This window comes from Streptomyces sp. NPDC020845, assembly GCF_044334165.1.
In the GTDB taxonomy this organism is placed as follows: Bacteria; Actinomycetota; Actinomycetes; order Streptomycetales; family Streptomycetaceae; genus Streptomyces.
Genome location: NZ_JBIRSJ010000007.1, coordinates 340862 through 363589, shown reverse-complemented (window position 1 = coordinate 363589; position 22728 = coordinate 340862). Strand labels below are relative to the sequence as shown.

General features: G+C 70.0%; 16 protein-coding genes and 1 pseudogene. 3 read left to right on the top strand and 14 right to left on the bottom strand.

Translation table 11 applies throughout. The features are described 5' to 3' along the window. Positions 1-5: 5 nt before the first annotated feature. Both ACH4U7_RS20125 and ACH4U7_RS20120 read right to left on the bottom strand, forming a co-directional pair. Positions 6-563 carry a substrate-binding domain-containing protein gene (locus tag ACH4U7_RS20125; protein WP_398529218.1) on the bottom strand — a complete coding sequence of 186 codons (558 nt, stop codon included), beginning with the start codon at positions 561-563 and terminating at the stop codon, positions 6-8. Further along, entirely contained in the window at positions 485-1264 is a 780-nt protein-coding gene (locus ACH4U7_RS20120; protein WP_398529217.1) for an SDR family NAD(P)-dependent oxidoreductase, read from the bottom strand. The genes ACH4U7_RS20125 and ACH4U7_RS20120 overlap by 79 nt, the downstream gene beginning before the upstream one ends. 158 nt (positions 1265-1422) lie before the next feature. Here ACH4U7_RS20120 and ACH4U7_RS20115 point away from each other — a divergent pair, with 158 nt between their 5' ends. Then, the gene (locus ACH4U7_RS20115) at positions 1423-2622 is read left to right on the top strand and encodes a serine hydrolase domain-containing protein (protein WP_398529216.1); all 1200 of its coding nucleotides are present in this window, start codon (positions 1423-1425) and stop codon (positions 2620-2622) included. An 11-nt stretch (positions 2623-2633) separates the two neighbouring features. Further along, complete coding sequence (locus tag ACH4U7_RS20110) at positions 2634-3278, top strand: class I SAM-dependent DNA methyltransferase (protein ID WP_398529215.1); 645 nt, start codon at positions 2634-2636, stop codon at positions 3276-3278. A 74-nt stretch (positions 3279-3352) separates the two neighbouring features. On the opposite strand, the gene lanM is transcribed toward ACH4U7_RS20110, so the two are convergent. From lanM to ACH4U7_RS20085, 5 genes are all read right to left on the bottom strand, one after another. Continuing rightward, entirely contained in the window at positions 3353-8404 is a 5052-nt protein-coding gene (gene lanM / locus ACH4U7_RS20105) for a type 2 lanthipeptide synthetase LanM (protein WP_398529214.1), read from the bottom strand. A gap of 1 nt (position 8405) precedes the next feature. Beyond that, positions 8406-11462, bottom strand: coding sequence for a type 2 lanthipeptide synthetase LanM family protein (locus ACH4U7_RS20100; RefSeq protein WP_398529213.1), 3057 nt, complete (start codon positions 11460-11462; stop codon positions 8406-8408). 128 nt (positions 11463-11590) lie between these two features. Continuing rightward, on the bottom strand, positions 11591-11779 hold the full coding sequence (locus ACH4U7_RS20095; RefSeq protein WP_398529212.1) for a class II lanthipeptide, LchA2/BrtA2 family: 189 nt from the start codon (positions 11777-11779) through the stop codon (positions 11591-11593). Between the two features lie 25 nt (positions 11780-11804). Next, a complete protein-coding gene (locus ACH4U7_RS20090) occupies positions 11805-11984 on the bottom strand; it encodes a plantaricin C family lantibiotic (RefSeq protein WP_398529211.1) in 180 nt (59 codons plus the stop codon). Positions 11985-12159: 175 nt separating this feature from the next. Beyond that, entirely contained in the window at positions 12160-13017 is an 858-nt protein-coding gene (locus ACH4U7_RS20085) for a BTAD domain-containing putative transcriptional regulator (RefSeq protein ID WP_398529210.1), read from the bottom strand. Between the two features lie 289 nt (positions 13018-13306). Between ACH4U7_RS20085 and ACH4U7_RS20080 the strand changes: the two genes are divergently transcribed. Beyond that, a complete protein-coding gene (locus ACH4U7_RS20080; protein ID WP_398529209.1) occupies positions 13307-14107 on the top strand; it encodes an ArsR/SmtB family transcription factor in 801 nt (266 codons plus the stop codon). A 27-nt stretch (positions 14108-14134) separates the two neighbouring features. Here ACH4U7_RS20080 and ACH4U7_RS20075 read toward each other — a convergent pair whose 3' ends face one another. The 7 genes and pseudogenes from ACH4U7_RS20075 to ACH4U7_RS20045 all read right to left on the bottom strand — a co-directional run bounded on the left by ACH4U7_RS20075 (position 14135) and on the right by ACH4U7_RS20045 (position 22604). Beyond that, a complete protein-coding gene (locus ACH4U7_RS20075; protein WP_398529420.1) occupies positions 14135-14965 on the bottom strand; it encodes an endonuclease/exonuclease/phosphatase family protein in 831 nt (276 codons plus the stop codon). Between the two features lie 92 nt (positions 14966-15057). Continuing rightward, positions 15058-16011, bottom strand: coding sequence for a PEP/pyruvate-binding domain-containing protein (locus ACH4U7_RS20070; RefSeq protein WP_398529419.1), 954 nt, complete (start codon positions 16009-16011; stop codon positions 15058-15060). 456 nt (positions 16012-16467) lie between these two features. After that, positions 16468-16872: a D-ribose pyranase gene (gene rbsD / locus ACH4U7_RS20065; protein ID WP_398529208.1), complete on the bottom strand. Its 405-nt coding sequence runs from the start codon at positions 16870-16872 to the stop codon at positions 16468-16470. Next, positions 16869-17819, bottom strand: coding sequence for a ribokinase (gene rbsK / locus ACH4U7_RS20060; protein ID WP_398529207.1), 951 nt, complete (start codon positions 17817-17819; stop codon positions 16869-16871). Before rbsK ends, rbsD begins: the two co-directional genes overlap by 4 nt. Positions 17820-17934: 115 nt before the next feature. Next, a pseudogene (locus ACH4U7_RS20055) lies at positions 17935-20015 on the bottom strand (substrate-binding domain-containing protein). Continuing rightward, entirely contained in the window at positions 20005-21600 is a 1596-nt protein-coding gene (locus ACH4U7_RS20050) for a sugar ABC transporter ATP-binding protein (protein WP_398529206.1), read from the bottom strand. Before ACH4U7_RS20050 ends, ACH4U7_RS20055 begins: the two are co-directional and overlap by 11 nt. After that, the gene (locus ACH4U7_RS20045) at positions 21597-22604 is read right to left on the bottom strand and encodes a LacI family DNA-binding transcriptional regulator (RefSeq protein ID WP_398529205.1); all 1008 of its coding nucleotides are present in this window, start codon (positions 22602-22604) and stop codon (positions 21597-21599) included. The genes ACH4U7_RS20050 and ACH4U7_RS20045 overlap by 4 nt, the downstream gene beginning before the upstream one ends. Positions 22605-22728: the final 124 nt, after the last annotated feature.

The following is a 22728-nucleotide window of genomic DNA, read 5'->3' as shown; positions in this document are numbered from 1 at the left end:
CGGGATCAGCCGCCGAGCGCCCGCCGGCACGCCTGCTGGTTCTCCGGGGCGGAGCACGGTAGATGACCGTGGCGCTCGATGAGATTCCGTCCGGTGTCACTGGCCAGGAAGTCCAGGAACTTTGATGTGAGGGAGTTGGTCGGCGGGGCCCCGTAGGTGTAGGCGTACTCGGGCTCCCAGAACGGATACGCCTCCTTCCTGACGTCGTCGATGGACGGTTTCTTCCCGTCCAGACGCAGCAGACGAATGTCCTTCTGCTGGTCGGCGCGGTCCTTGGCCGCTTTCAACTCGGTGTAGCCGATCGCGCCCGGGATCCGGGCCACGGTCTTCAACACCTCTTCCGTTTTGTCGAATTCGCAGCGGATGACGTGCGCATTCCCGAACTTCGGCGTCTTGCAGTCGTCGGAGGTGCGCGCGGGCTCGGCCGTACTGCCCAGCACGCGCTTCTCGAACACACCGCGGGTCCCTGATTTCCCGTCCCGGCTCACCAGTCTGACCGGCAGGTCGGGTCCGCCGGGGAGCTGCTTCCAGTTGGTGATGTCGCCCGAGTAGAGCTTCCGCACATCCGCGAGGGAGAGATCCGAGATTCCGACATCTTTGTTCCGTCGGTGCGTCCGCTGTGCAGGACCTCCCGCTCCCACTCGTGCTGCGGTTGGGTGTGCAGCCGCCAGTAGTGTTCGGCGATGACATCCGGGTCGAAATCCGTGCCGGGGGCGACCGGGCCGCCAACGGTCACCGTGGCCACATGCACACCGGAGGCGCCGTACTGCTGGTCGAGAAGCGCCACCAACGACCGCACACCGGCCTTGCCGAGGGAGAGGCTGAGGTACTGCGGCTTCGGTTCGGGCATCCCGCCGGTGATGAGAAACGTGCCGCTGCCACGTTCCGCCATCGCCGGGACGACGCGCGCGGCGGCGTTGATGGCTCCGACCACGTTGACGGCCCAGGCGTCCAGGTGCGCGGATACGGACAGCTCGCCGAGCGAGTCCGCCTGGATGATCGCCGCGTTGTACACCACGACGTCGGGCAGGCCGAATTCCTCGATCGCGGTGTCCAGGGCGGTGCGCAGGGCGCGTTCGTCGGTGCTGTCGGCGACCAGGGGGCGTATCGGTACCCCGGTGGCGGAAAGGGCTTCCGCCGCCGCCGTCAGTGTTTTCTCGGACCGTGCCACGAGGGTGATCGGCAGACCCTCGCGCGCGAGGCGGCGGGCGACCGACTGGCCGATCCCCGGCCCCGCTCCGATGATCACTGCTCCCGGCATCATCGCTCCTTCGTCGTCGGAGATCCCGGCGAAGGAAAGGCTAAAGTCTCACATCAGTGTCAAGGTCAACCGCCCAGCCCCGCCGATCTCGGGGTAGGCCAAGGGCAGAGCCGGGGTGATCCCTGATGGCGGCGCCGTAAATCGCCCGTAATTTCGCGAGCATGAATCGCCATCATCTACGCCGGCCCCGCACGCTCACCGGTCTTGTCGCAGCAGCTCTCGTCGCGTTGGCCCTCGCGCCGATGTCCACCGCAGGCGCCCAGCAGCACCGGCCGCCGCAGCCCACCGGCCCGGACCGTCCGGCCACCCAGGCCGCGCTGGAGGACCTGGTCGCAAGCGGCACCCCCGGCGTCGTCGCCGGAGTCGACTTGGGCCGGGGCTCCTGGCACGGCACGGCCGGGGTCGCGGATCTGGAGCGACCCCGGCCACGGACGCCGGCGGACCACTTCCGTATCGGCAGCATCACCAAGACCTTCACCGCGGTCACGTTATTGAAGCTCGAGGCGGAGGGGAGCCTGAGTCTGGACGACAGCGTCGAGAAGTGGCTTCCCGGAGTGTTCGTCCACGGCGACTACGACGGTCGAAGCATCACCCTTCGCCAACTCCTCAACCACACCAGCGGTGTCTTCGACATACTCAAGGACCAGGACTTCGTCTCCCGCTACACCGGCGCGGCGTTCCTGGAGCACCGCTACGACAGCTGGACGCCGGACCAACTCGTCAAGATCGCCACCTCCCACCCGCCCGTGTTCGAGCCGGGGGACGAGTGGCGTTACTCCAACACCGACTATCTCCTCGCGGGGATGGTCATCGAGGCCGCCACCGGACAGAGCTACGCCGACGTGGTGGAGAGCCGGCTGCTCCGCCCGCTGCGTCTCGACGAGACCGTCGTACCGGGGTTCTCCCCGACCCTGCCGGAGCCCCATGCGCGGGCGTACTCCCGTCTGTTCGACGACTCGCCGGAGGCGAAGGTCTACGACGTCACCGAGTTCAACTCCTCCATGGCCTGGGCGGCCGGGGACATCATCTCCACCACCCACGATCTGAACCGCTTCTTCGGCGCGCTCCTCGGCGGGCGCGTCCTTCCCCCGCGTCAGCAGGGCGAGTTGCTGACCGGCGTCGACACCGGGCGCGGATACGAGTACGGGCTCGGTGTGCGGAGCTACCCCCTGACGTGCGGCGTGACGGTGTGGGGGCACGACGGGGACATCCTGGGATCGGTCACCTACGCCGTTTCGACGGAGGACGGCAGCCATGTGCTGTCGCTGAACACCAACGACAACTGGAACGACGACGAACTCGCCAGGAACGTGATCAAAGCTGATTTCTGCCACTCGTCAGCGCGCCAGGGGAGGCCCTAGGGTCCTCGCTTGTGACCGACCTTTCCTCCCACCTCAGTACGACAGCGGATGCCTACGACGCCGTGGCCGTCCTCTACGACGAACTCGCCCGCAACCAGCTCGACACTCGTCCGCTGGATCGCGCGATGCTCGCCGCGTTCGCCGAGCTCGCGCGGACCACCGCCGCTGCCGGGCCCGTAGCGGAGCTGGGATGCGGCCCCGGACATATCACCGCGCATCTGCGGGACCTGGGGCTGGATGTCTTCGGTGTCGATCTGTCGCCCGTGATGATCGATCTCGCCCGCGAGGCATACCCGGACCTGCGGTTCGAGGTCGGCTCCATGGACGCCCTGGACCTGGCCGACGGAGAACTGAGCGGCGTCGTGTCCTGGTATTCGGTCATTCACACCCCGCCGGAGAACGTGCCCTCGTTCTTCGCGGAGTTCCAGCGGGTGCTCGCGCCTGAAGGCCACCTCCTGCTCGCGTTCTTCGAGTCGGAGGGTGACCCGCTTACGGAGTTCGACCACAGAGTGACGACGGCCTACCGGTGGCCGATCGACGAGCTCGCGGGGCTGGCCGGCGAGGCCGGGTTCGTCGAGGCCGCCCGGATGCTGCGTGAGCCGTGCGAAGGGGAGCGGTTCGGCCACGGGCGTCTACTGATGCGCAAGGGCAAATAGCTCCGCGGTTGATGTGGGACAGCGACACGCCGTGACGACGGCGTGTCGCTGTCCTGTACTCACCGGTCCCGTGCTCACCCCACCGGCTGGCCCGGCCGCGCGAATTCCGAGGTCATCGCCACCGGGACGCGGAAGAAGCCGTCGTCGTGGTTCTGCTCCGCGGCATGCAGCAGGGCGTCGGTGTCGCCGATGCCGGCCCAGCCGAGCATGTAGCCGAGCAGCGAGGTCCGGCCGGGCGACCCCGTGTAGAACCCGTTTTCGCGGGCCCTGGTCAGGACGAGCTCCTGGTATTCGCGTGCTCGGGTCAGCAGCGAGTCGTCGCCGAGCACGCGCCCCGTGGCGATCAGCGACTGGACGACGCCGCTGCTGCCGTGGCAGACGGACAGGTCGACCGGGCGACGGGCGGGCAGCCGTGTCGCCGCGTCGACCAGGGTCGTCAGCCGCCGGCCGGACAGTTCGTCCGCCCGGCCGGCGGAGAACAGGATCTCGGCGGAGGCCAGCAGCAGACCGGCCGCGCCGTTGCACCACCCCGCGAGCGACGTTCCCGTACCGGACCCGGTCCGTGCGGTCAGCCAGTCCGCGGACTCCCGGGCCGGCGCCTCGTCGCCGAGGACCCTTCCGATACGGGCGCGGGCCCACTGGAGCCCCAGCTCGCCATGTGCCAGGTCGAACCACGGCGCGGTCCTGGGGGCCTGGAGGTGGCCGAGGACCATATCGCGCAGGCGCGCGAGCCGGTCCTCGCCGCACAGGGCGGCGGGGTCGTCGCCGGCCTCCAGGCGGGACAGCAGGACCATCAGCAGACCGGCCGGGCCGTTGCTGAGGTCGGTCTCCAGGTCGTTCGACGCGGACCGTGCGTCGATCTTGTCGAGAAGGGATCCGAGCCAGTCGGCCGGCGCCGTCTGCGGCCGGGTGAGCAGCAGGGAGGAGGCGCCGCTGAACACGGATTCCGGCATCTGGTTAAGCGTCTCGCCGTACTCCGTGAGCAGTTCGTCGAGTCCCTGGTCGGCGCGGTGGTGAATGGTCCGGAAGCCGTCGTCCAGGGTGGTCGCCCGGTTCAGGAAGGCGATGATGCCGCCCATGTCGTGGAACGAGACGAAGTTGCCCGGAGTGATGGTGGGCGCGGCCCGCCCGGGGCCGATGCCACCCAGCCAGCCGGTCCGCGGGCCGTCCGGGGTGTGGAGGGTTACGCCGAGGTCGGCGATCCGACGCGCGATCTCCGGCCACCAGGTGCCCGGGCGGGCGTGCCGCAGGGGCGCCGCGAACACGCTGTGCCGGGACAGCCCGGCCGGGCTGTCCTCGCCGAACACCTCGCCGAAGCACTCCTCGAGCAGATAGTGGTGATAGCCGTCCGGCCGGGCGGCGTTGAGGGTGACGCCACGCCGGGCGTGGTCCACCGACGAGGTCTTGAACACCTCGGGGAAACGCACCCGCGACGTCGCCAGGTCGGTGGAGTCCGCCCGTGAGCTGAAATAGGGCACGTTCCCCGTGTGCATACCGGCGCGCTCCTCGTCGCCGACGCGACTGGCCAACTCGTCCGTGAACTGGCCGGAGTTCCGGAGCAGCCCGAACAGCCGCTCGGCCTCCTCGGGCCGGGCGAGATAGGAGGGGTGCGTCGAGGCGTCCATGAACCGGGCGTAGACCAGCGTCGCCCGCAGCACATACCGGACGGGCATGTCCCGATGGGCGTCGAGGAGCGCCGGGATCGCACCGCCGCGTACGAACTCGAGGGCGTCGGAGTAGCCGGCCAGCACATCGGAGAAGTAGTCCGTCGCGGACAGCGGCGCGTCCCCCAGCCGTGGCAGGTTGGCGTCCTGGCGGTAGGTGATGGGGTCACGCGCGACGGACATGCCGTCGGTGCCGATGTCGCGGATCACCGTCTTGGTCATCTTGGAGGGCTGGTCACCGGCCACGCCCACCCCGGCCATGAGGACGTCGACGGGGGAGGCCGGGCTCATCGAGGGGACGAGCATGGTGGAGACGACCGACAGCTTCACGTGATTGATCAGCAGATGCGGAAGCGTGTCGTTCTCGACGCCCGCGTCCGGCCGCAGGATGGTCTCGGTGTCGATCACGCACGGGTTCTCGCCGTGGGCCAGCAGATTCTCGTCGTGCAGATCGGACGCCCCGATGGCGGAGAGGATCGCGCACAGCGCGCCGAACCGGTAGAAGTACCGGGCGGGTTGATCGGGCGAGGTCATCGGCTCCGAGGGGATGAACTGCTGCCAGCCGTGCGAGCCCGACGTCACCGACATGGGCAGGCAGTCGCGCAGCGAGAAGATGAGGTAGGGGTCGGCCGCGGCGTACAGGTCCCGTACGAAGCTGTCCGTCGCCAGGGCGCGCGGCTTGAAGATCAGCCGTGTGCCGCTGGTCAGCCGCACCCCGATGACCTGGCGGTTGTCGTTGTGCGGATCGGACCCGGTGAGGAAGATGTCCTCGATCAGCTCCCCGGCCGCCGCCGGGCGGGGCGTCAGGCCCTCGGCCCGCAGCGTCTCCTGGTCCGCCGTGTACGCGGCGAACATATCGGTGTACGCGTCGAGCGAGTTGTCCGCCAGGGTCGCCAGCCGCTGCCGCAGCACCGGGTAGGTGTCGGCGATGCGCCGGCAGGTGCCGGGCGCGCCGAGATGCCTGCGGAACCGCTGCAGTGCCTCGTCGACGTCGGCCGTCATGGGCAGCCCAAGGCCCTCGCGGAAGGTGTGGAACTCGCCGATCAGCGTACGGAAGGAGTGGCCCTCGACAGCCGTCAGCAGCTCGCCCCAGATGGTGTCCACCACCGCCTCGCGCCGTTCGGGGCGGGTGACCGGGGTCATGACCTCGCGCAGCGCCGCGACCACGGAGCTCCTGGGCACGAGGTGCTGATAGAACGGGAGAAAAGCGGGGATCGAGACGTCCGGGTCGGGGATCGGTCCCTCCGGGCCGGTCATGCTTTCCGGTCCCGATACCTCCCGCCCCGATACCTGGACATCGGGGTCACTTTCCGCGTAGAGATTCATATAGACCGGTCCTCCGTTCAGCAATTCCTCGTGTGTGCCCTGTTCGATGACGCGTCCGCGGTCGAGTACGTAAATGCGGTCGGCCGCTTTGATGGTCGCCAGCCGGTGGGCGATGATGATCTGCGTCGCGCCTATGTCCTGGATGATGTCCGTGACGCGTCGCTCGTTGATGGTGTCCAGCGAGGCCGTCGCCTCGTCAAGGACCAGGATCGCGGGCCGCTGGAGCAGGGTCCGTACGATGGCGAGCCGCTGCCGCTGACCGCCGGAGAAGTTCGCGCCCATCTCCGAGATCAGCGTGTTGAGCCCCATGGGAAGGTCCTGGAGAAAGTCGAGGATTCCGACGCTCTCGCAGAATTCGCGCACTTGTTCCTCGGGGATGTCCTGCCCCATCGTCAGGTTCTCCAGGACCGTGCGATTGTGCAGATGTACTTCCTGGGGGATGTATCCGATGGAGCGGCGCAGCGAATCCTTGTCGTATTCGCTCATGTCCCGCCCGCCGAACTCGATGGTGCCCCGCGTCGGTTCATAGAGCCCGCAGATGATCCGCCCCAGGGTGCTCTTACCGGATCCCGAGGGGCCGACGAGGGCGACCTTGGCCCCGGCCGGAATGTCGATCGAGACATCGCTCAGGACCGGGTCGCTGTGGCGCGTGTACTGGAAGCCGATGTCGGTCAGACGGATGGAGGTCGTGGGCAGCCGCTTGAGGTCACCGCCGCGATCCTCCGAGGGCGTCTCAGCGATGTCGTTGAGCCGCGCCATGTAGCGGGACGCCTCGGCGAATTCGGTGCAGGTCTGGAACACCGAGGTCGACAGCGCGAAGTAGGTGCCGGACACCGTCTGTACCGCGATGGCCTGGCCCAGGGAAATCTGGCCGTGGCTGACGAGGTACAGGCTCGACAGCAGCAGGATCAGCGGGCCGAACATCTGGGTCGTGGCGCTCAGGCCCGAGATCCGGCCCTGTTGCAGGCGCATGCGGTCCTTCATCGCCTGGAGGGAGGAGGAATACACCTTGCTCCAGCCGGCCAGGAACTCGGCAGCATAGCCGCCCATTTTGATGGTGGGCACCGAGACGATCGCGTCCAGCTGGGCCGACTGGCTCTTGCTCAGCTCACTGATCTCCGCGTCCAGGGTCTCCATCACCCGGACCCGGGTTTTCACCAGATACAGGGCATTGGCCAGGGACAGCCCCGCCGCTATCAGGCCGAGCCGCCATTCGGAGATCAGCAGATAACCGCTGACGCACACCAGCGTCCCGACGTCCAGCACGCCTTGGGCCACGCGTGAGGACAGCAGATCCCGGATCGCGGTCACGCTGTTGAGCCGGAACAGAAGCTCGCCGGGTTGTCGCGTCGTGAAGAACTTGTACGGCAGGGAGAGCAGTTTGGAGAACGTCTGGACCATCAGATGCTCGCCCATCATCGCCACCACGGACGAGAGCACGACGACTCGCAGCAGGTACAGCGCGAAGTACCCGACCGCGACGGCGACAATGACCGACAGCACCATGGCGAGGTCTTCCAGACCTCCCCAGCGGACGTACCGGTCGACCGCCCATTCCGTCAGCATCGGTATACCGAGGGTCCCCCCGTATCCACCGAGTGACAGCAGGCCCACCAGCGCGATGCGCCTGCGCGAACCCGCCGCGAAGAGCGGGACGCCGCGCCACTCCGCCATGAACTTCCGCGGCGTCGGTTCGAAGTCGGGGCCGGGCTCGGCGGACACCGCGATGCCGCTGAAGGAGGACTCCAGCTCTTTCCTGCTGAGGTTTCGCCGCCCGATCGCCGGATCCATGATGATCGCGCTGTGGCCGTCGAACCGTTCGAGGACCACGAAGTGGTAGTCCTCCCAGTAGAGGATCACCGGCGAGGTGAACTTCGCGAGGGCTGAGGCGTCCTTGACGCGGAAGAGCTTCGCGTCCATCCCGCGCTCCCGCAGGAACCGGGCCAGTTGGGTGGCGCTGAGGCCGTCCCGGCCGGCCTCCATGACCTGCCGCGCGCTGGAGATCTCCTCCGCGCGCCCGTGGTGGCGCAGGACCGCGACACAGCAGCACAAGCCGCATTCGGTCTGGGCCACCTGCATGATCGTCGGGACGCGCCGGGTAGTGGTGGACCGGCGGCCGATGAGGTTCCATGTCATGTCATCGGCCCTCCGTGCTCAGATCGACGCTCAGCTCGACGGGGGACAGACGAACGGACGGATCGAGGCGGTTGACGAGGTGGATCACCATCCCGGCGGTCCCGACGAGGAGGCTGTTGGTGTGCGCGTACCGGCTCCGCGTGTCACCAGCCTTGCGGGCGAACACCTCGGGGCGCAGCCACGTCCGCTCGACGTCGGCGACCTCGGCGCGCAGCGAATCCTCGGTGTTCGCCACGGCGGAGAGGATGTCGTGGTTGCCGAGATCCCCGTGGCACCAGGTCAGATTGCGGCCGAAGCCATGGCCGAGCAGGTTCCTCACGGCCACCTTCCGCAGGCGCTCCACCGACGCGTCGCCGGACACCTCCCCGTACGCGTTCAGGGCGAGCGCGATGCCGGCCGACCCGTGGCACCAGCCGGTCGGGAAGGACCAGGGGGTGGCCATGTTGGAGTACCAGTCGCCCGCACGAGGGGCGTAGAAGTCCCGCAGGCGGGCGATCAGGCGGGACAGCGTGGCTTCGACGGCTCCTCGCCGGTACTCGGGCAGGCGCGGGTAGGCCCGGCTCAATGCGTGGATGACACCGCTGACCCCGTGTCCGAAGCCGGACTGGTCGAGTACGGGGTGGCGCACATCCGGCCGCAGGGCGTCCGTGAGCATGGCCGTCAGCGCGGCGGCCGACTCGTCCCCGTGCGGTCCACCGATCGCCGTCACGCAGGACAGGACGCCCGCCAGCCCGCTGATCACGTCCAGGGGCCGGTCGGCGGCAGGGTGAGCGCCCACGAGGTCGAGCACCTCGGGCACCGCCTGTTGCGCGGCGCGGACCCAGCCGGGCCGACCGAGCAGCCTGCCCGCCGCCGACAGTGCGACCAGCGTGCCGGCCGATCCGGCGTAGGCCGCGAAGGGCGCCGTCTGCCGCATGTCCGATGTCTCGGACGGTGGATCGGACGGTGGATCGGACAGGCCCTCCGCGATGGCCGAGAAGATCTGTGTGGCGAGGTCGCGGTAGGCGGGGTTGTCCAGGACGCGGCCGGCTGCCGCCAGGGCCAGCGCGGGGCCGACCCTCCCCGTGTACAGGTCGTAGCCGAGCACCGCGGGCGGCCATGGCCGATTGGACTGCGCGGAGGCGAGCGGACCGATCCAGGTGCGGGGCAGATGGACGTACCGGTCGGGCAGGGATGAGGCGACCATGATGTCGCACAGCCGGGTCGCGACCCCGGCGAGCGTGTCGCCCGGCTCCCCCGTCGGCATCCCGTCCGCCGTGGCGCCGGGCAGCGGGGCGCCGAAGCCGTCGGCCGAGGTCAGATGGTCGTCCGGGAAGCGGCAGGAGAAGGCGGAGTGGATGAGTCTGAGCTGCTCGCCCACCTCGAACTCGGTCAGGGCGGTGACCTTCGCCGTGGCGACGTCGATCGGGGAGCCGGCCAGCACTGCCCCGACCTCTGTTCCCTCTCCGTCCATGAGGGCCACGTCCGCCGCGGCGACCGTGAAGTAGGGGATGTCGCGCCCCGCGAGCTGCCGCAGCTCGGAGCGGACGATCGCGCGCGCGGAGGACTGGCTGGCAATGGCGACCCGCTTCAGCGCCGCCAGATAGAACGCACGGTCACTCATGGCCCGGGCGCTCGAGGCCGCGCCCAGCGTCTGCGCGTACACCATCGTCGGATTGTGGAGGTAGCGCACGCGCACGCCGGCGGCGGCCTTCCGCACCAGCGCCGTCCAGCGTCCCTTGTCCGACATCACCGCGCCGCACACCCGGACGAATCCGGCCGCCATCCGCTCGCCCAGCGCGTGGACCTCGTCCTGGCTCAGCGTCCCCCCTACGACCGTCTGCCGTTCCTCCGCCGCCTGCCTGCGCAGCGTCAGCCGGACCTGGTCGGTGAACGGAGCCTCGAACTCGATGGACTTGAACGGCGACTGGCCGCCTCCCTGTTCGCCGAGAAAGCCGAGGTCGACATAGCCGGAGTCCTCGTCCCGGCCGGCGAGGAGCAGGGGCAGGATCCCGATGCCGTAGACCGACTGCGCGATCCTGTGATGGGCGTTGTCCGGTGTCTCCTCGGGCGTACCGAGGTGGAGCCGAACGGGCTGGAGGATCGTCTCCAAGTCGATCGGCACGGGGCCGCGGCGGGTGGCCACGACATTCTCGACATGCATGTCCTGCGCGTTGAGCAGGTACATCACGGCGGCGAGCTCGCCGCTGGCCTCCATGAACCGTGCGGAGATGTCCGCGACGTCCTCCGCGGCCACGTACTCCACATATCCGTAGCCTGCCCGCTCCAGGACCTTGGCGGCGACCAGGGAGGTGCCCAGCCAGTCGTTGGCCTCGCGGGCGATGACGGCGTAGGCGGCCTCGCAGGACACGTCCCGCGGCTTGTAGGCCAGCTTCCTGCCGGAACGGAACTCCAGGACGGACACGCTGCGGCCCTGGTGGTGCGCGTCGCCGTCGGCGAACCCGCGGGAGACGATCTGGTCCGCCGGATCGATGCCGAAGGTGGCGGCGATGGCGTCCCGGTCGGCCGTGAGCCTCAGGCACAGCTCCCGGAAGTTGTGGGCCTCGTAGGCCAGCACGACGCGCGTGACATCCCGCAGTACGGGGAACGACAGTCCGCTCAGTTCCTCGAAGGAACCGCGGATCGACTGGTCGACGAAATACCGGTACCGCAGAGCCGGGTCCGCGCCCATGAGTCGACCATGGCGGCGTGCGTTGTTGATGGCGGCGACCAACGGCCTGGTGTACACCTCGCGCAGCCGGGCCTCGGCGCGTTCCAGCAACTGCCGCAGTACGTCCGGGGGATCGGCGAACAGCGGCGCGAACGGGGTGACGGGATCGGGGTCCGCGAGTGAGGCGGCGGCGTTTTTGACGATCCTCTGGAACGGATAACGCTCGGGGGCCGCGCACCACGGTGCCACGGCGCCGCGCGGAGTGGCGACCGGGGATATGGCGGCCCGGGGACTTTCGGTGCCTCGGAACACTTCGAGGGTCTGCGCGTCGAATTGCGCCAGCGGCGCGATGTTATCCGTGACCTGAGCTTCGCTCAGTTCCGGATAGTACGGGGCTGAGGTTTTCACGACTCGTAATACTCCATATCCATGTGGATGCACCGGAATTCGGCGGACGGGGCGGAACCGGGGGCCCGTCCGCGGGCCCCCGTTCCACCGCGATGCGCTATGCGCTCACCGAACCGGACGCCCGGCGCTCAGCACCTGCTGGTGCACTTGGTGGTGGGGCAGACCGCCGCGGAGACCCCGACGGCGACCCCGGTGACGGCGGTGACGACGCCGATGGCGGCGCAGACGGGTCCGGTGCCCCCATGGACGTCCGCCTCGCTCAATTCGACGAGCTCGGCCTCGTCCCAAGCGCCGAGGATGTCCGTGTCCTTCTGCATGGCGATTCCCTTCTCTGGCTGGTGGTCAGTTGCAGTTGGGCTGGCATTCCTTGGTCAGGGTGCAGAAGAATCCGTACCCTCCACCTCCGAAGTACTGGCTGATGCGGTGGGCCACGGTGAGCGTGCCCCCGTTTGTGGGGTCGTGGAGGTCCTGCTCCGCGAGCTCTTCCATGAGGGAGATGTCCCCCTCGAATTCTGAGTTCATCTTGTCTCCTTGATCGGGTTGAAATGCGAGCCCCGGTTGCCCCGCTGCTCCGGCGGCCCGTGAATTAATTCTGCGAGGCCGTTGTTGATTGGCCGCATCGCGAAGAGCGGGGTTTGCGCACAGGCCGTGCATACGGCCCGCACAGGCGTCGGGTGCCGGCGTGAGGTGTGAGGCGTCAGGCGGCCGGTGCCAGAGCCGCCACGAGGCGCTGGGCCTCCGCGCGGTCCCAGTTCAGGGCCGCGGTCCGCATCGCCGCGACGTTCGGCGGCAGGTCCAGCCCCAGGTCGTCGGCGAACAGGCGTTGACACCGCCCGATGACGTCCAGGGCGCCGACGGCATCGCCGTTGATGCAGTGCACCGCGGACAGCAGCTCCCAGAAGCGCTGCCGATAAGGCGCCTCGGCGATGGCGCTCTCGATCCGATAGGAGAGCGTTTCGGTACGGTCGGCCAGGACGGCGGCGGTGAACAGGTCCTGGTACGCGTCGAAGCGCGCGCTGTTGAGCCCGGCGACATGCGCGCCGAACCAGCGGGTCGGCGGCAGACTCGGACCGAACGGGCCGCGCCACAGCGCCACCGTCTTCTCCAGCGCGGCCACCGCCCGGTCCGCGTCGCCGCGCAGCAGCAGGTTGCGGCCGTGCCGGGCGGACACCATGAACATCGGTACGTCGAACTCCTCGGGGGCGACGTCCAGCGCGTAGCCGCTGAGGCTGCCGCGGCAGGTCCGCACCCGTCGGCTCAGGCCCGGTTCGATGTCGTCGAGGTCGCGGCGCAGAGCCGTGAGATGGCTGCGGATGTTGGCCGCGGCGGAGGCGGGCGGCTCATCCCACAGCAATTCGGTGAACTCGGCGACGGTGATGGCCTGTCCGGCGCGGAGCAGAAGGGCGGTGAGAATGGCTCGCCGGAGTGGCGAGGACGGTTCGTCTCCGCCGAGGACTTTCATGGGGCCGAGAACTCTGAAGAGCATGAGCGATTCCGCCGCCCGTGGGTCCCGGTCGATGGTCGAGAGGGCCGCCGTTTCCCCCTCGCTTTTCATGGCTGTCTTGATGGCCGTCAACTCTCTTCTCCCCGTTTTCCAGCTCGTCGAGATCGAGCAGACCGTGATGCCGCGTGAATGCCGGCAATCAATGCCTACCAATGCGGACCGGGCGGAACAACGGATGGACGGTGTCCCGGACAGTCCGCTGCCGTCCGGCCCCTGTCCGGCACCGTCCTGCCTGGTCAGAGAGGTGCGCGGCGGTCGTCCTGGACGTCCCGGACGGATCCGCCGCGGGTTGACAGGCAACCGGATGGTTGCCATTCTGGGTCGACGGAGGGATGACCACATGGACGACGCATTCCGGGCGCTCGCCGACGCCAGTCGCAGGCGTCTGCTTGACCGGCTGCATACGCGGAACGGGCAGACCCTGCGGGAGCTGTGCGAGGGCCTGGAAATGAGTCGGCAGGCCGTGAGCAAGCACCTGGCGGTGCTGGAGGAGGCCGGCCTGGTCACGGCCGTCCGGCGGGGGCGGGAGAAGCTGCACTATCTGAATCCGGTGCCCATCCAGGAGATATCGGATCGATGGATCGGCAAATACGAGCGCGGGCGGCTGAGCGCCCTCGGCCATCTCAAGCGGACCCTGGAAGGAACAACCGTGAGCAAGCCCGAATTCGTCTACGTGATTTACATCCAGACCACGCCGGAGCGGCTGTACGAGGCGCTGACCGACGCCGAGTTCGCCCAGCGGTATTTCGGCGGCTGGGGGCCCAAGTCCGACTGGAAGGTCGGGTCGTCGGTGCTGTGGAAAATGGGCCCCGACGGGGATTACGAGGACCTGGACCAGCAGGTGCTGGAGGCGGAGCCGGGCAAGCGGCTCGCGTACAGCTGGCACCGGATCTTCCCGATGCACCGGGAGCTGTTCGGCTCGGACGAGGAATACGAGGAGGCCCGCAAGGAGAAGTCCAGGGTCGCCTTCGATATCGAACCGGCGGAGGAGCCGGGGATGGGTGTGAAGCTGACCATCACGCACGACGGGTTCGACAGCCCGGACAGCAAGATGCTGGAGGGCGTGAGCGGCGGCTGGGTGATGATCCTCTCGTCCCTGAAGACGCTCCTCGAGGGTGGCAAGCCGGTGGCGGAGCAGTAGGCCGTGTGGCCGGAGGCGGCGGGTGGGCTACCAGTTGCCCGTCGCCAGCTCGGCCACGACCGCCGCGTGGTCGGAGGGCCAGACGCCGACCCCGTCGACGGGTCCGTCGCCCGCGCGGCGTACGGAGCGGACGTGGCCGAGCCCGTCGGGTCCCGGCGGGCCGACGTGGATGTAGTCGATACGCGCGCTCGGCTCGAAGGTCCGGGCGACGTACGGGTTGGCGGCGTCCCAGGTGGCCCACGGCGCCGCCGGGTCGGCGTACTCCCAGACGTCCAGGAGGACCTGGCCGGGGACGGCCGGGGCCGTACGGTATCCGCCGAGCAGCCGCATCTCGTCGGAGTCCGGCCAGGCGTTGTAGTCCCCGGTGACCACCGGCGGGAAGGGACCGGCGCCGCGGCGCTCGGCGATGAAGCGGGCCAGGGCGGTGACCTGGGCGCAGCGGACCGCGGACTCGTGCAGGTCGGCGTTGAGGTGGGTGGTGAAGAACGGCACGGGGTGGCCGGGCGCGTCCACCAGGGCGTACAGGGCCAGCCGCCCGTCGTCCGGGCCGCCCGCGGCGGGCAGCCGCGCCACGTCCCGTTCGGCGATGGGCCAGCGGGAGAGCACCGCGTTGCCGAAGTCGATGGTCGGGTCCCCGATGCGGCGCTGCCACTTCTGGGGGGAGTCGGAGGCGGCCCAGGTCCAGTGCATGCCGAGCCGCTGCGCGAGCCGGCCCGCGAGGTTTTCGTCGCCGTCCGCCCACACCTCCTGCAGGCCGAGCACATCCGGCCGCACCGAGCGCAGGACGGCGAGGATGGCTTCGCGGCGCCGCTCCCACGGGCCGAACCGCCACCACACGTTCCACGTCATCACGCGCATGCCGCCGCTCCCGCCTTCCCAATCGTCGCGTGTGGTGATCACCTTCCGGGGGCGATCATCGCAATCTCGACCAGTGAAGTGGCTGCGCTCGATCACCACGTCCTCCAGATCGGGGAGCGGCGCGCCGGTCCCGGTGGTGAGGGGCGGGGCGGTGAGCAAGACCAGCCGGCCGGCCAGCCGCCGCTCGGCGCCGGGGCGGACCGTGGCCTCGGCGATCCGCTGCACCACCCACGCGAGGCCGGACAGCACGACGCCGGTGACCATGAGGACGGGGACGAAGACGTGGGTGTGGTTGGTGCGCGGGTCTCCTGGTTCGTCCAGCCAGGGAAGCGCGGGCGGCTGCCGCCGGACGCGGGGCCGTACGTGGAGCCGTACGCGGGGCCGTACGGGGAACCGAACGGCGGCCGGCCGTACTCGCCGGACTGCCGCACCCGGGCCAGCACCTCGGCCTGCCGCCCGCCCGCGGCAGCCGTGGCTTCGCCGACCGGGCCGGGCCCGAGCAGGCGGGCGCCGCGCGCCGGGCGGCCGGCCGGCGCGGTGATGGGGCGGCTCTGGAACAGCCACGGCCCGCCGTCCTCGTCGAAGCCGAACTCGATGTCCTGCGGGCCGCCGATCGCCTGCTCCACGCGGTGCGCCAGGCGCGCCAGCCGGTGCAACTCGGCCCTGGTGAGCGGCCGCGCGCCGCCCGGCGGTTCCGTACGCAGCAGCCTGCCGCGCCGCGTGAGGTGGTAGTCGGTGCCGGACCGCGCACCGCTGACCAGCGTGTCTGGTCCGCCGTCCACCGCGCTGACCAGCATCCGGTCCAGCCGCGCCGTCAGGGGGTCCGCGGTGAAGAGCACACCGTCGGCGCGGACCGTGAGCATGGGCTGGACGAGCACCGCCATGGGCGCCGCGGGGCGGGACCGGGTATGGCGCGCCGAGTCCAGGACGGTCCGTACGGCCGCGCGGAAGGCGTCCCAGTCGCGTACGTCGAGGACGGACGCGAACTGCCCGGCCATGGAGGACTCATGGGTGTCCTCCTGCGGCGAGGAGGACCGTACGACCAGCGGGCGGGCCCCGTCGGCGGACAGCTCGCGCCACGCCTGGCCCGGTTCGCGGCCCGGAGCAAGAAATCCCCACCTGGTGAAATATCCGCGGCACGTTGTCCTGCGGGCCAGGTCATGGACGGTTTCCGGTCACCGGAGGGGGTCGTTCCGGTCAGTGTGCGGACCCCGGCCGCGGATCGCGTGATTGACGAGACGTCACGGATTGATAACTCCAGAAAATCGTGCAACCCTTCCGGCTTCACGCGGGTCGTATGTGGCGTCAGGCTTCCTGGGGGAGGATTCCGGGGGGAATCCGGGGGGGGGAATCCGGGGAGATACCGGGATTAAGAGGAAGCCTTGCGGAGGGGGAAGCGAGGGGCCCGGTCCATGGACCGGGCCCCTCGAAATATGTCTGTCCCTTCCCCCTGGGAGCCCGTTCCTCCCGCGCGCCCGCCCGTTCGTCGAGCAGGCCGCCGATCAGAACGGAACGCCGCACCTCAGCAGCACATTCGCGTACGGCCGCGCCTCCCCCGTCCGTACCACCAGCCGCGCCGTCGCCGTCCGTGCCTTCAGGTCCTCGTGCGGCACCAGCTCCAGCGCCGGCCCGGGGAAGAGGCCGTCCAGCAGCGCGGTCGCCGACGGGTTGTGCTCCCGTACCTCCAGGGCCGCCGTGGCCCCCTCGATCACCAGCTCGTCGAGCAGCACCGTCAGCACCTGCTCGAAGGACGGCACCCCCGCCACGAGGGCGAGGTCGACCACGGCCGGGCCGCCCGGGCCGGCGGGGATGGGGAGTCCGGCGTCGCAGACCATCACCATGTCGGTGTGGCCCAACCCGGCTATCGCCCCGCTCAGCTGGCGGTTGAAGATCCCGGATCGTTTCATCGCGCTGCGACCTCCTCGGCCGTGGGGAAGGACTCCTGCGCGCCGGCGCGGGTCACGGCGGCAGCGCCGACCCGTACGGCGAACCGGACCGCCGTCTCGAGGTCGTCGCCGACGCCCAGGCGCCAGGCCAGCGCGCCGGTGAAGGCGTCCCCGGCGCCGGTGGTGTCCACCGCCTTGACCGGGAGGCTGGGGACCAGGACCGTACGGTCGCGGTCGGCGACGAGCGCGCCCGCGGCGCCCAGGGTGATCACCACCGAGCGCGGGCCGCGCGCCAGCAGGGCGGCCGCCCAGGCTTCGGGGGCCTCCTCCCGGCCCGCCGGGTCGTCGCCCAGCAGGAAGCGCGCCTCGTGCTCGTTGACCACGAGTGGATCGCAGGCGGCCAGCACCTCGGCGGGGAGCGGGGCGGGGGGCGAGGGGTTGAGGACGATACGCGGGCCGCCCTCGCCCGTACCGTCCTCGCCCGTACCGGCGCCGGCACCGGTACGGACCACCTCCACGACCGTCGCGACCGTCTCCAGCGGTATCTCCAGCTGCAGCGAGACCACACCAGCCGAGGCCAGCAGATCGGCCGCGGCCCGTACGTCCTCTGGGCTCAGCCGGGCGTTGGCGCCGGGGGAGACCACGATGCTGTTGTCGCCGGACGGGTCCACGGTGATCAGCGCCACGCCGGTGGGCGCGCCGCCGACCAGGACGCCCGCGGTGTCCACGCCCGCCTCCCGCTGCGACTCCAGCAGCAGACGGCCGTGTCCGTCGTCGCCGACGCGCGCCAGCAGGGCCGTACGGGCGCCCAGCCGGGCGGCGGCGACGGCCTGGTTGGCGCCCTTGCCGCCCGGGTGGACGGCGAGGTCGGAACCGAGGACGGTCTCCCCGGCCGCCGGGCGGCGTTCGACTCCGATCACCAGGTCGGCGTTGGCCGACCCTACGACCAGCAGGTCGTAGTCGTGCATGCGTGTAGGTCCCTTCAGGTGGCTGGCGTCAGGGGCCGGACCCGGGCCGGTGGCCCGGGGCTCGCCCCAGGTGTGGGAAGGGGCGGGGAGGGGGAGACGACCCCGCCCGCGGCGGTCACTTCCCGGTGACGACCTTCACCGGCACCTTGACCGTCAGGTCGACCTTCTTGCCCTTGGCCAGGGCCACCGCGTTCCGCACGGCCAGCTTGCCCAGCTCCTTCGGCTGCTGGGCGACGGTCGCGGCGAGGGTGCCCGCCTTGACCGCCTTGAGGCCGTCCGGTGTGCCGTCGAAGCCGATGACCTTGACGGACTTGCCCGCCTTCGAGCCCAGGGCCTTGATCGCGCCGAGCGCCATCTCGTCGTTCTCGGCGAATATGCCGGTGATGCCGGAGTGGGCCTGCAGCAGGTTGGTGGTCACGTCCAGGCCCTTGGTGCGGTCGAAGTCCGCGGGCTGCTTGGCGACGACCTTGATGCCCGGGTACGCCTTCAGGCCCTCGGTGAAGCCCTGGCCGCGCTCACGGGAGGCGGAGGTACCCGCCGTGCCCTGGAGCACCAGGATGGAGCCCTTGCCGCCCAGTTGCTCGGCCAGGGTCTTGGCGGCGAGCTTGCCGCCTGCCACGTTGTCCGAGGCGACGGTGGTGGCGACCTCCCCTCTGCTGACACCGCGGTCGGCGGCGACAACCGGGATGTCGGCCTTGTTCGCGGCCTTGACCGACGGGCTCGCGGCGTCCGAGTCCACCGGGTTGATGATGATCGACTTCACGTTCTGGCTGATGAAGTTCTGGATCTGGTTGGCCTGCTGGGAGGCGTCGTTCTGGGCGTCGGTGACGGTCAGGTCGACGCCGGCGGCCTTGGCCTCGGCCTGGGCGCCCGCCTTCAGCTGGACGAAGAAGGGGTTGTTCAGGGTGGACACGGACAGGCCCACCTTGAGGTCGGAGGAGCCGGAGGAGCTGGAGTTGCAGGCAGTGGCGGTCAGTGCGAGGGACGCGACGACGGCCGCGGAGGCGACGAACTTCTTGGTGATCATGTTGGTTTCCTTGAGGTTGCCCGAGGGACGGGGCGCCGGTGGTGACGAAGGGGTGACTCAGGAGTACCTGGGGAGGGGGAGGGAGGATGAGGGAGTCCGCGGAAGGAGGACTGGGCGCGGAGGACGGGGACGGAGAGGTCGGGGACCACGCGCGGTGGTGCGGTTCACGCGCGGCGGCGGAGGCTGTCCAGGAGGACCGCCAACGCGATGACGACGCCGATGACCACCTGCTGCCAGAAGGCGGACACCGACAGCAGGTTGAGCCCGTTGCGCAGCACGGCGAGGATCAGGGCGCCGATCAGCGTGCCGGACGCCTTGCCGACGCCGCCGGACAGGCTCGCGCCGCCGATGACAACCGCGGCGATGGCGTCCAACTCGTAGCCGACGGCGGCCTGGGGCTGAGCGGAGGCCAGGCGGGAGGCGAGCACGATGCCCGCGATGGCCGCGAAGCCGCCGGAGAGCGCATAGATGACGAGCTTCTGACGCTTGACACGGATCCCGGAGAGCCGGGCGGCCTCCTCGTTGCCGCCGATCGCGTACATGGCCCGGCCCGCGTACGTGCGGGCCAGCACGGCGCCGGTGATCAGGCCCATGGCGATCATCACGATCACCGGAACCGGCAGCCACCCGCCGAGGGTGTCGCCGAGCCGGGCCACGGAATCGGGGATCTCGATGGGGCTGCCCTGGGAGATGACGAGGGCCAGGCCGCGGCCGATCGACAGCATCGCCAGCGTGGCGATGAACGGAGGCAGCTTGCCGAAGGAGACCAACGCCCCGCTGACCAGCCCGCACAGGATGCCGGTGCCGATGGCGAGGACGACGGCCAGCCATGTGGGAAGGCCCTGCGAGGTCGCCGACCAGGCCAGCACGGTGGCCGACAGGGCGGCCACCGAACCGACCGACAGGTCGATCCCGGCGGAGACGATCACGAAGGTGACGCCGAAGGCAAGGATCGCGGTGACTGCCGCCTGGACGCCGACGTTGAGCAGGTTCTGGGTGACGAGGAAGTCGCCGGACATCAGCGACATCGCCGCGACCAGCACCACCAGGGCGCTGAGCGCGCCGTTGTCGAGCAGTACGCGGCGCAGCACCGCGGATCCGCCAGGGGCCTTGGAGCCCGTCTGGGGCCCCTTGTGGGGCTTGCCGGTCTTGAGCGTGTCAGTGGCCACGGGAGCCCTCCATTTCCTTGACGCCTTCCGCGACGCCCTTGATGTCCTGTACGGCCAGGGCCATCACGGCGTCCTGGGTCGCTTCCTGGCGGTTGAGTTCGCCCGCGATCCGGCCCTGGGCCATGACCAGGATCCGGTCGCTCATGCCCAGCACCTCGGGAAGGTCGCTGGAGATCATGAGCACCGCGTGTCCGGACGCTGTGAGTTCATTGATGAGCTGGTAGATCTCGACCTTGGCACCCACGTCGATACCGCGGGTGGGCTCGTCGAGGATGAGCACCTTGCTGTCGGCGAGCAGCCACTTGCCGATGACGACTTTCTGCTGGTTGCCGCCCGAGAGGGTGCGTACCCGCTGGTCGAGACCAGCCATGCGGACCGCGAGCTGCTCGGAGATCCGGGCCGCCGCGCGGCGCTGCCCGGCCCGGTCGACAAGCCCTGCGCGGGTGGCGCGCCGCAGCGTCACCAGGCCCAGGTTCTCGTGCACCGAGGCGTCGAGCACCAGGCCTTGGCCCTTGCGGTCCTCCGGCACGAGGCCGATTCCGGCGTCCAGCGCCGCATTGACGTCATGGCCGGGCAGCCGCTTGCCGAGCACCCGCACGGTCCCGGAGTCGTAGGGGTCGGCACCGAAGACCGAGCGTACGACTTCGGTGCGGCCGGCGCCGACCAGCCCGGCCAGGCCGACGACCTCACCGGCCCGCACCTCGAAGCTGACGTCCCGGAAACTGCCGTGGCGGGTGAGCCCTTCGACCTTCAGCAGCGGCGCCGATGCCGGGGAGCCGGCCGCCGGGCCTGTGCGCTCGCGCGGGTACTGCTGCTCGATGGAACGCCCCACCATCAGCCGGACCAGCTCGTCCTGCGCAGTGGTGGCCGGGACCTGGGTGACGCTGCGGCCGTCGCGCAGGACGGTGACGCGGTCGCCGACGGCCGCTATCTCCTCCAGGTGGTGGGTGATGAACACGACGCCGACGCCGTCCGCGCGCAGGCTGCGGACGATCCGGAAGAGCTTGTCGACCTCTTCGGTGGTGAGCACCGCGGTCGGCTCGTCCATGATCAGGACGCGGGCGTCCAGGGACAGCGCCTTGGCGATCTCGACCATCTGGAGCCGGGCGATGCCCAGGTCGCGTACGCGGTCGGTGGGGGAGACGTCGACCCCGACGCGGGCCAGCAGCTCGGCGGCCCGCTGGTGCATGGTCCTGCGGTCGATCAGCCCCAGGCGGCGCGGCTGGCGGCCCAGGAAGATGTTCTCGGCGACGCTGAGGTCGGGGACGAGGTTGAACTCCTGGTAGATGGTGGCGATCCCGAGCCGTTCGGCGTCCTGGGCGCCGTGGATGCGCACCGGGGAGCCGTCGACGAGGATGCGGCCGCCGTCGGGGCGGTGGGCGCCGGAGAGCATCTTGATCAGCGTGCTCTTGCCCGCGCCGTTCTCGCCCAGCAGGACGTGCACTTCGCCGCGGCGCAGGTCGAAGTCGACGCCGTCGAGCGCGATCACGCCGGGGAAGGTCTTGCGGACGCCCTCCATACGCAGCAGCTCGGCCGCGTCGGCGCTCTTCACGCGCTGCGGCCCTCTGGCGCTCGGCGTGCTCATGGCTTGCTCCCTTCGGGCTCGCCGCACGAGCGGCGGGTGACCAGGCGGGCGGACAGGATCACCGAGTCGGTGGCCCGCCCCTCGACGCGGTCGATCAGCGCGCGTACGGCGGCGCGGCCGAGTTCGCCCGTCGGCTGGGCGATGGCGGTGATCGGGGGATCGGTGTGGACGAACCACGGGATGTCGTCGAACGCGGCGAGCGCCACGTCGTCGGGCACCCGCAGGCCGCGTGCGCGGATCTCGTCCATCGCGCCGAGCGCCATGAGGTTGTCCGCGGCGAAGATGACGTCCGGGGGTTCGGGCAGATCGAGGAAGCGGGCGGTCACCCGCCGTCCGCTGTCCGCCTGGAAGTCGCCCTGTCCTATGAAGTCGACCGGCAGGGCAAGGCCGAACTCGCGCAGCGCGGACCGGAAGGCCTCCACGCGCTCGCGTCCGGTGGTGGTGGCGGCCGGTCCGGCGATGATGGCGAGCCGACGGTGGCCGAGCGCGTGCAGATGGGCCACCAGGTCCCGGATGGCGCCCTGGCCGTCGGTGCGGACCACGGGCACGTCCACGCCCTTGATCCAGCGGTCGACGAAGACCATCGGGGTGCCCGAACGGGCGGCGTCGAGCATCAGCGGGGAGCCGCCGTCGGTGGGGCTGACCAGCAGGCCGTCGATGCGGCGGTCCATGAGGGTGCGCACATGGTGGTCCTGGAGCTCGGGTCGCTCGTCGGCATTCCCGATGACCACGCTGTAGCTCAGCGCGCGGGCCTCGTCCTCGACCGAGCGGGCGAGCTCGGTGAAGAACGGGTTGAGTACGTCGCTGATCACCAGCCCGAGGGTCCGGGTCTGGTCGGTGCGCAGCGAGCGGGCCACGGCGTTGGGGCGGTAGCCGAGCTCGGCGACGGCGGTGAGTACCCGGTCACGGGTGTCCGCGCGGACGGACGGATGGTCGTTGAGCACGCGGGAGACCGTTGCCACGGACACTCCGGCGTGGTGCGCCACGTCCTTGATGCTCGCCATCCCACCTCCTCGTGGAATCGATTACAAGGAGGATTGGAATCGATTACACGAGGCTGGACAAGAGCCCTGGAGCGGCTGAAACCGGATCGTAATATTCTGGTCACTGGGCGCCCATGGGGGTTGT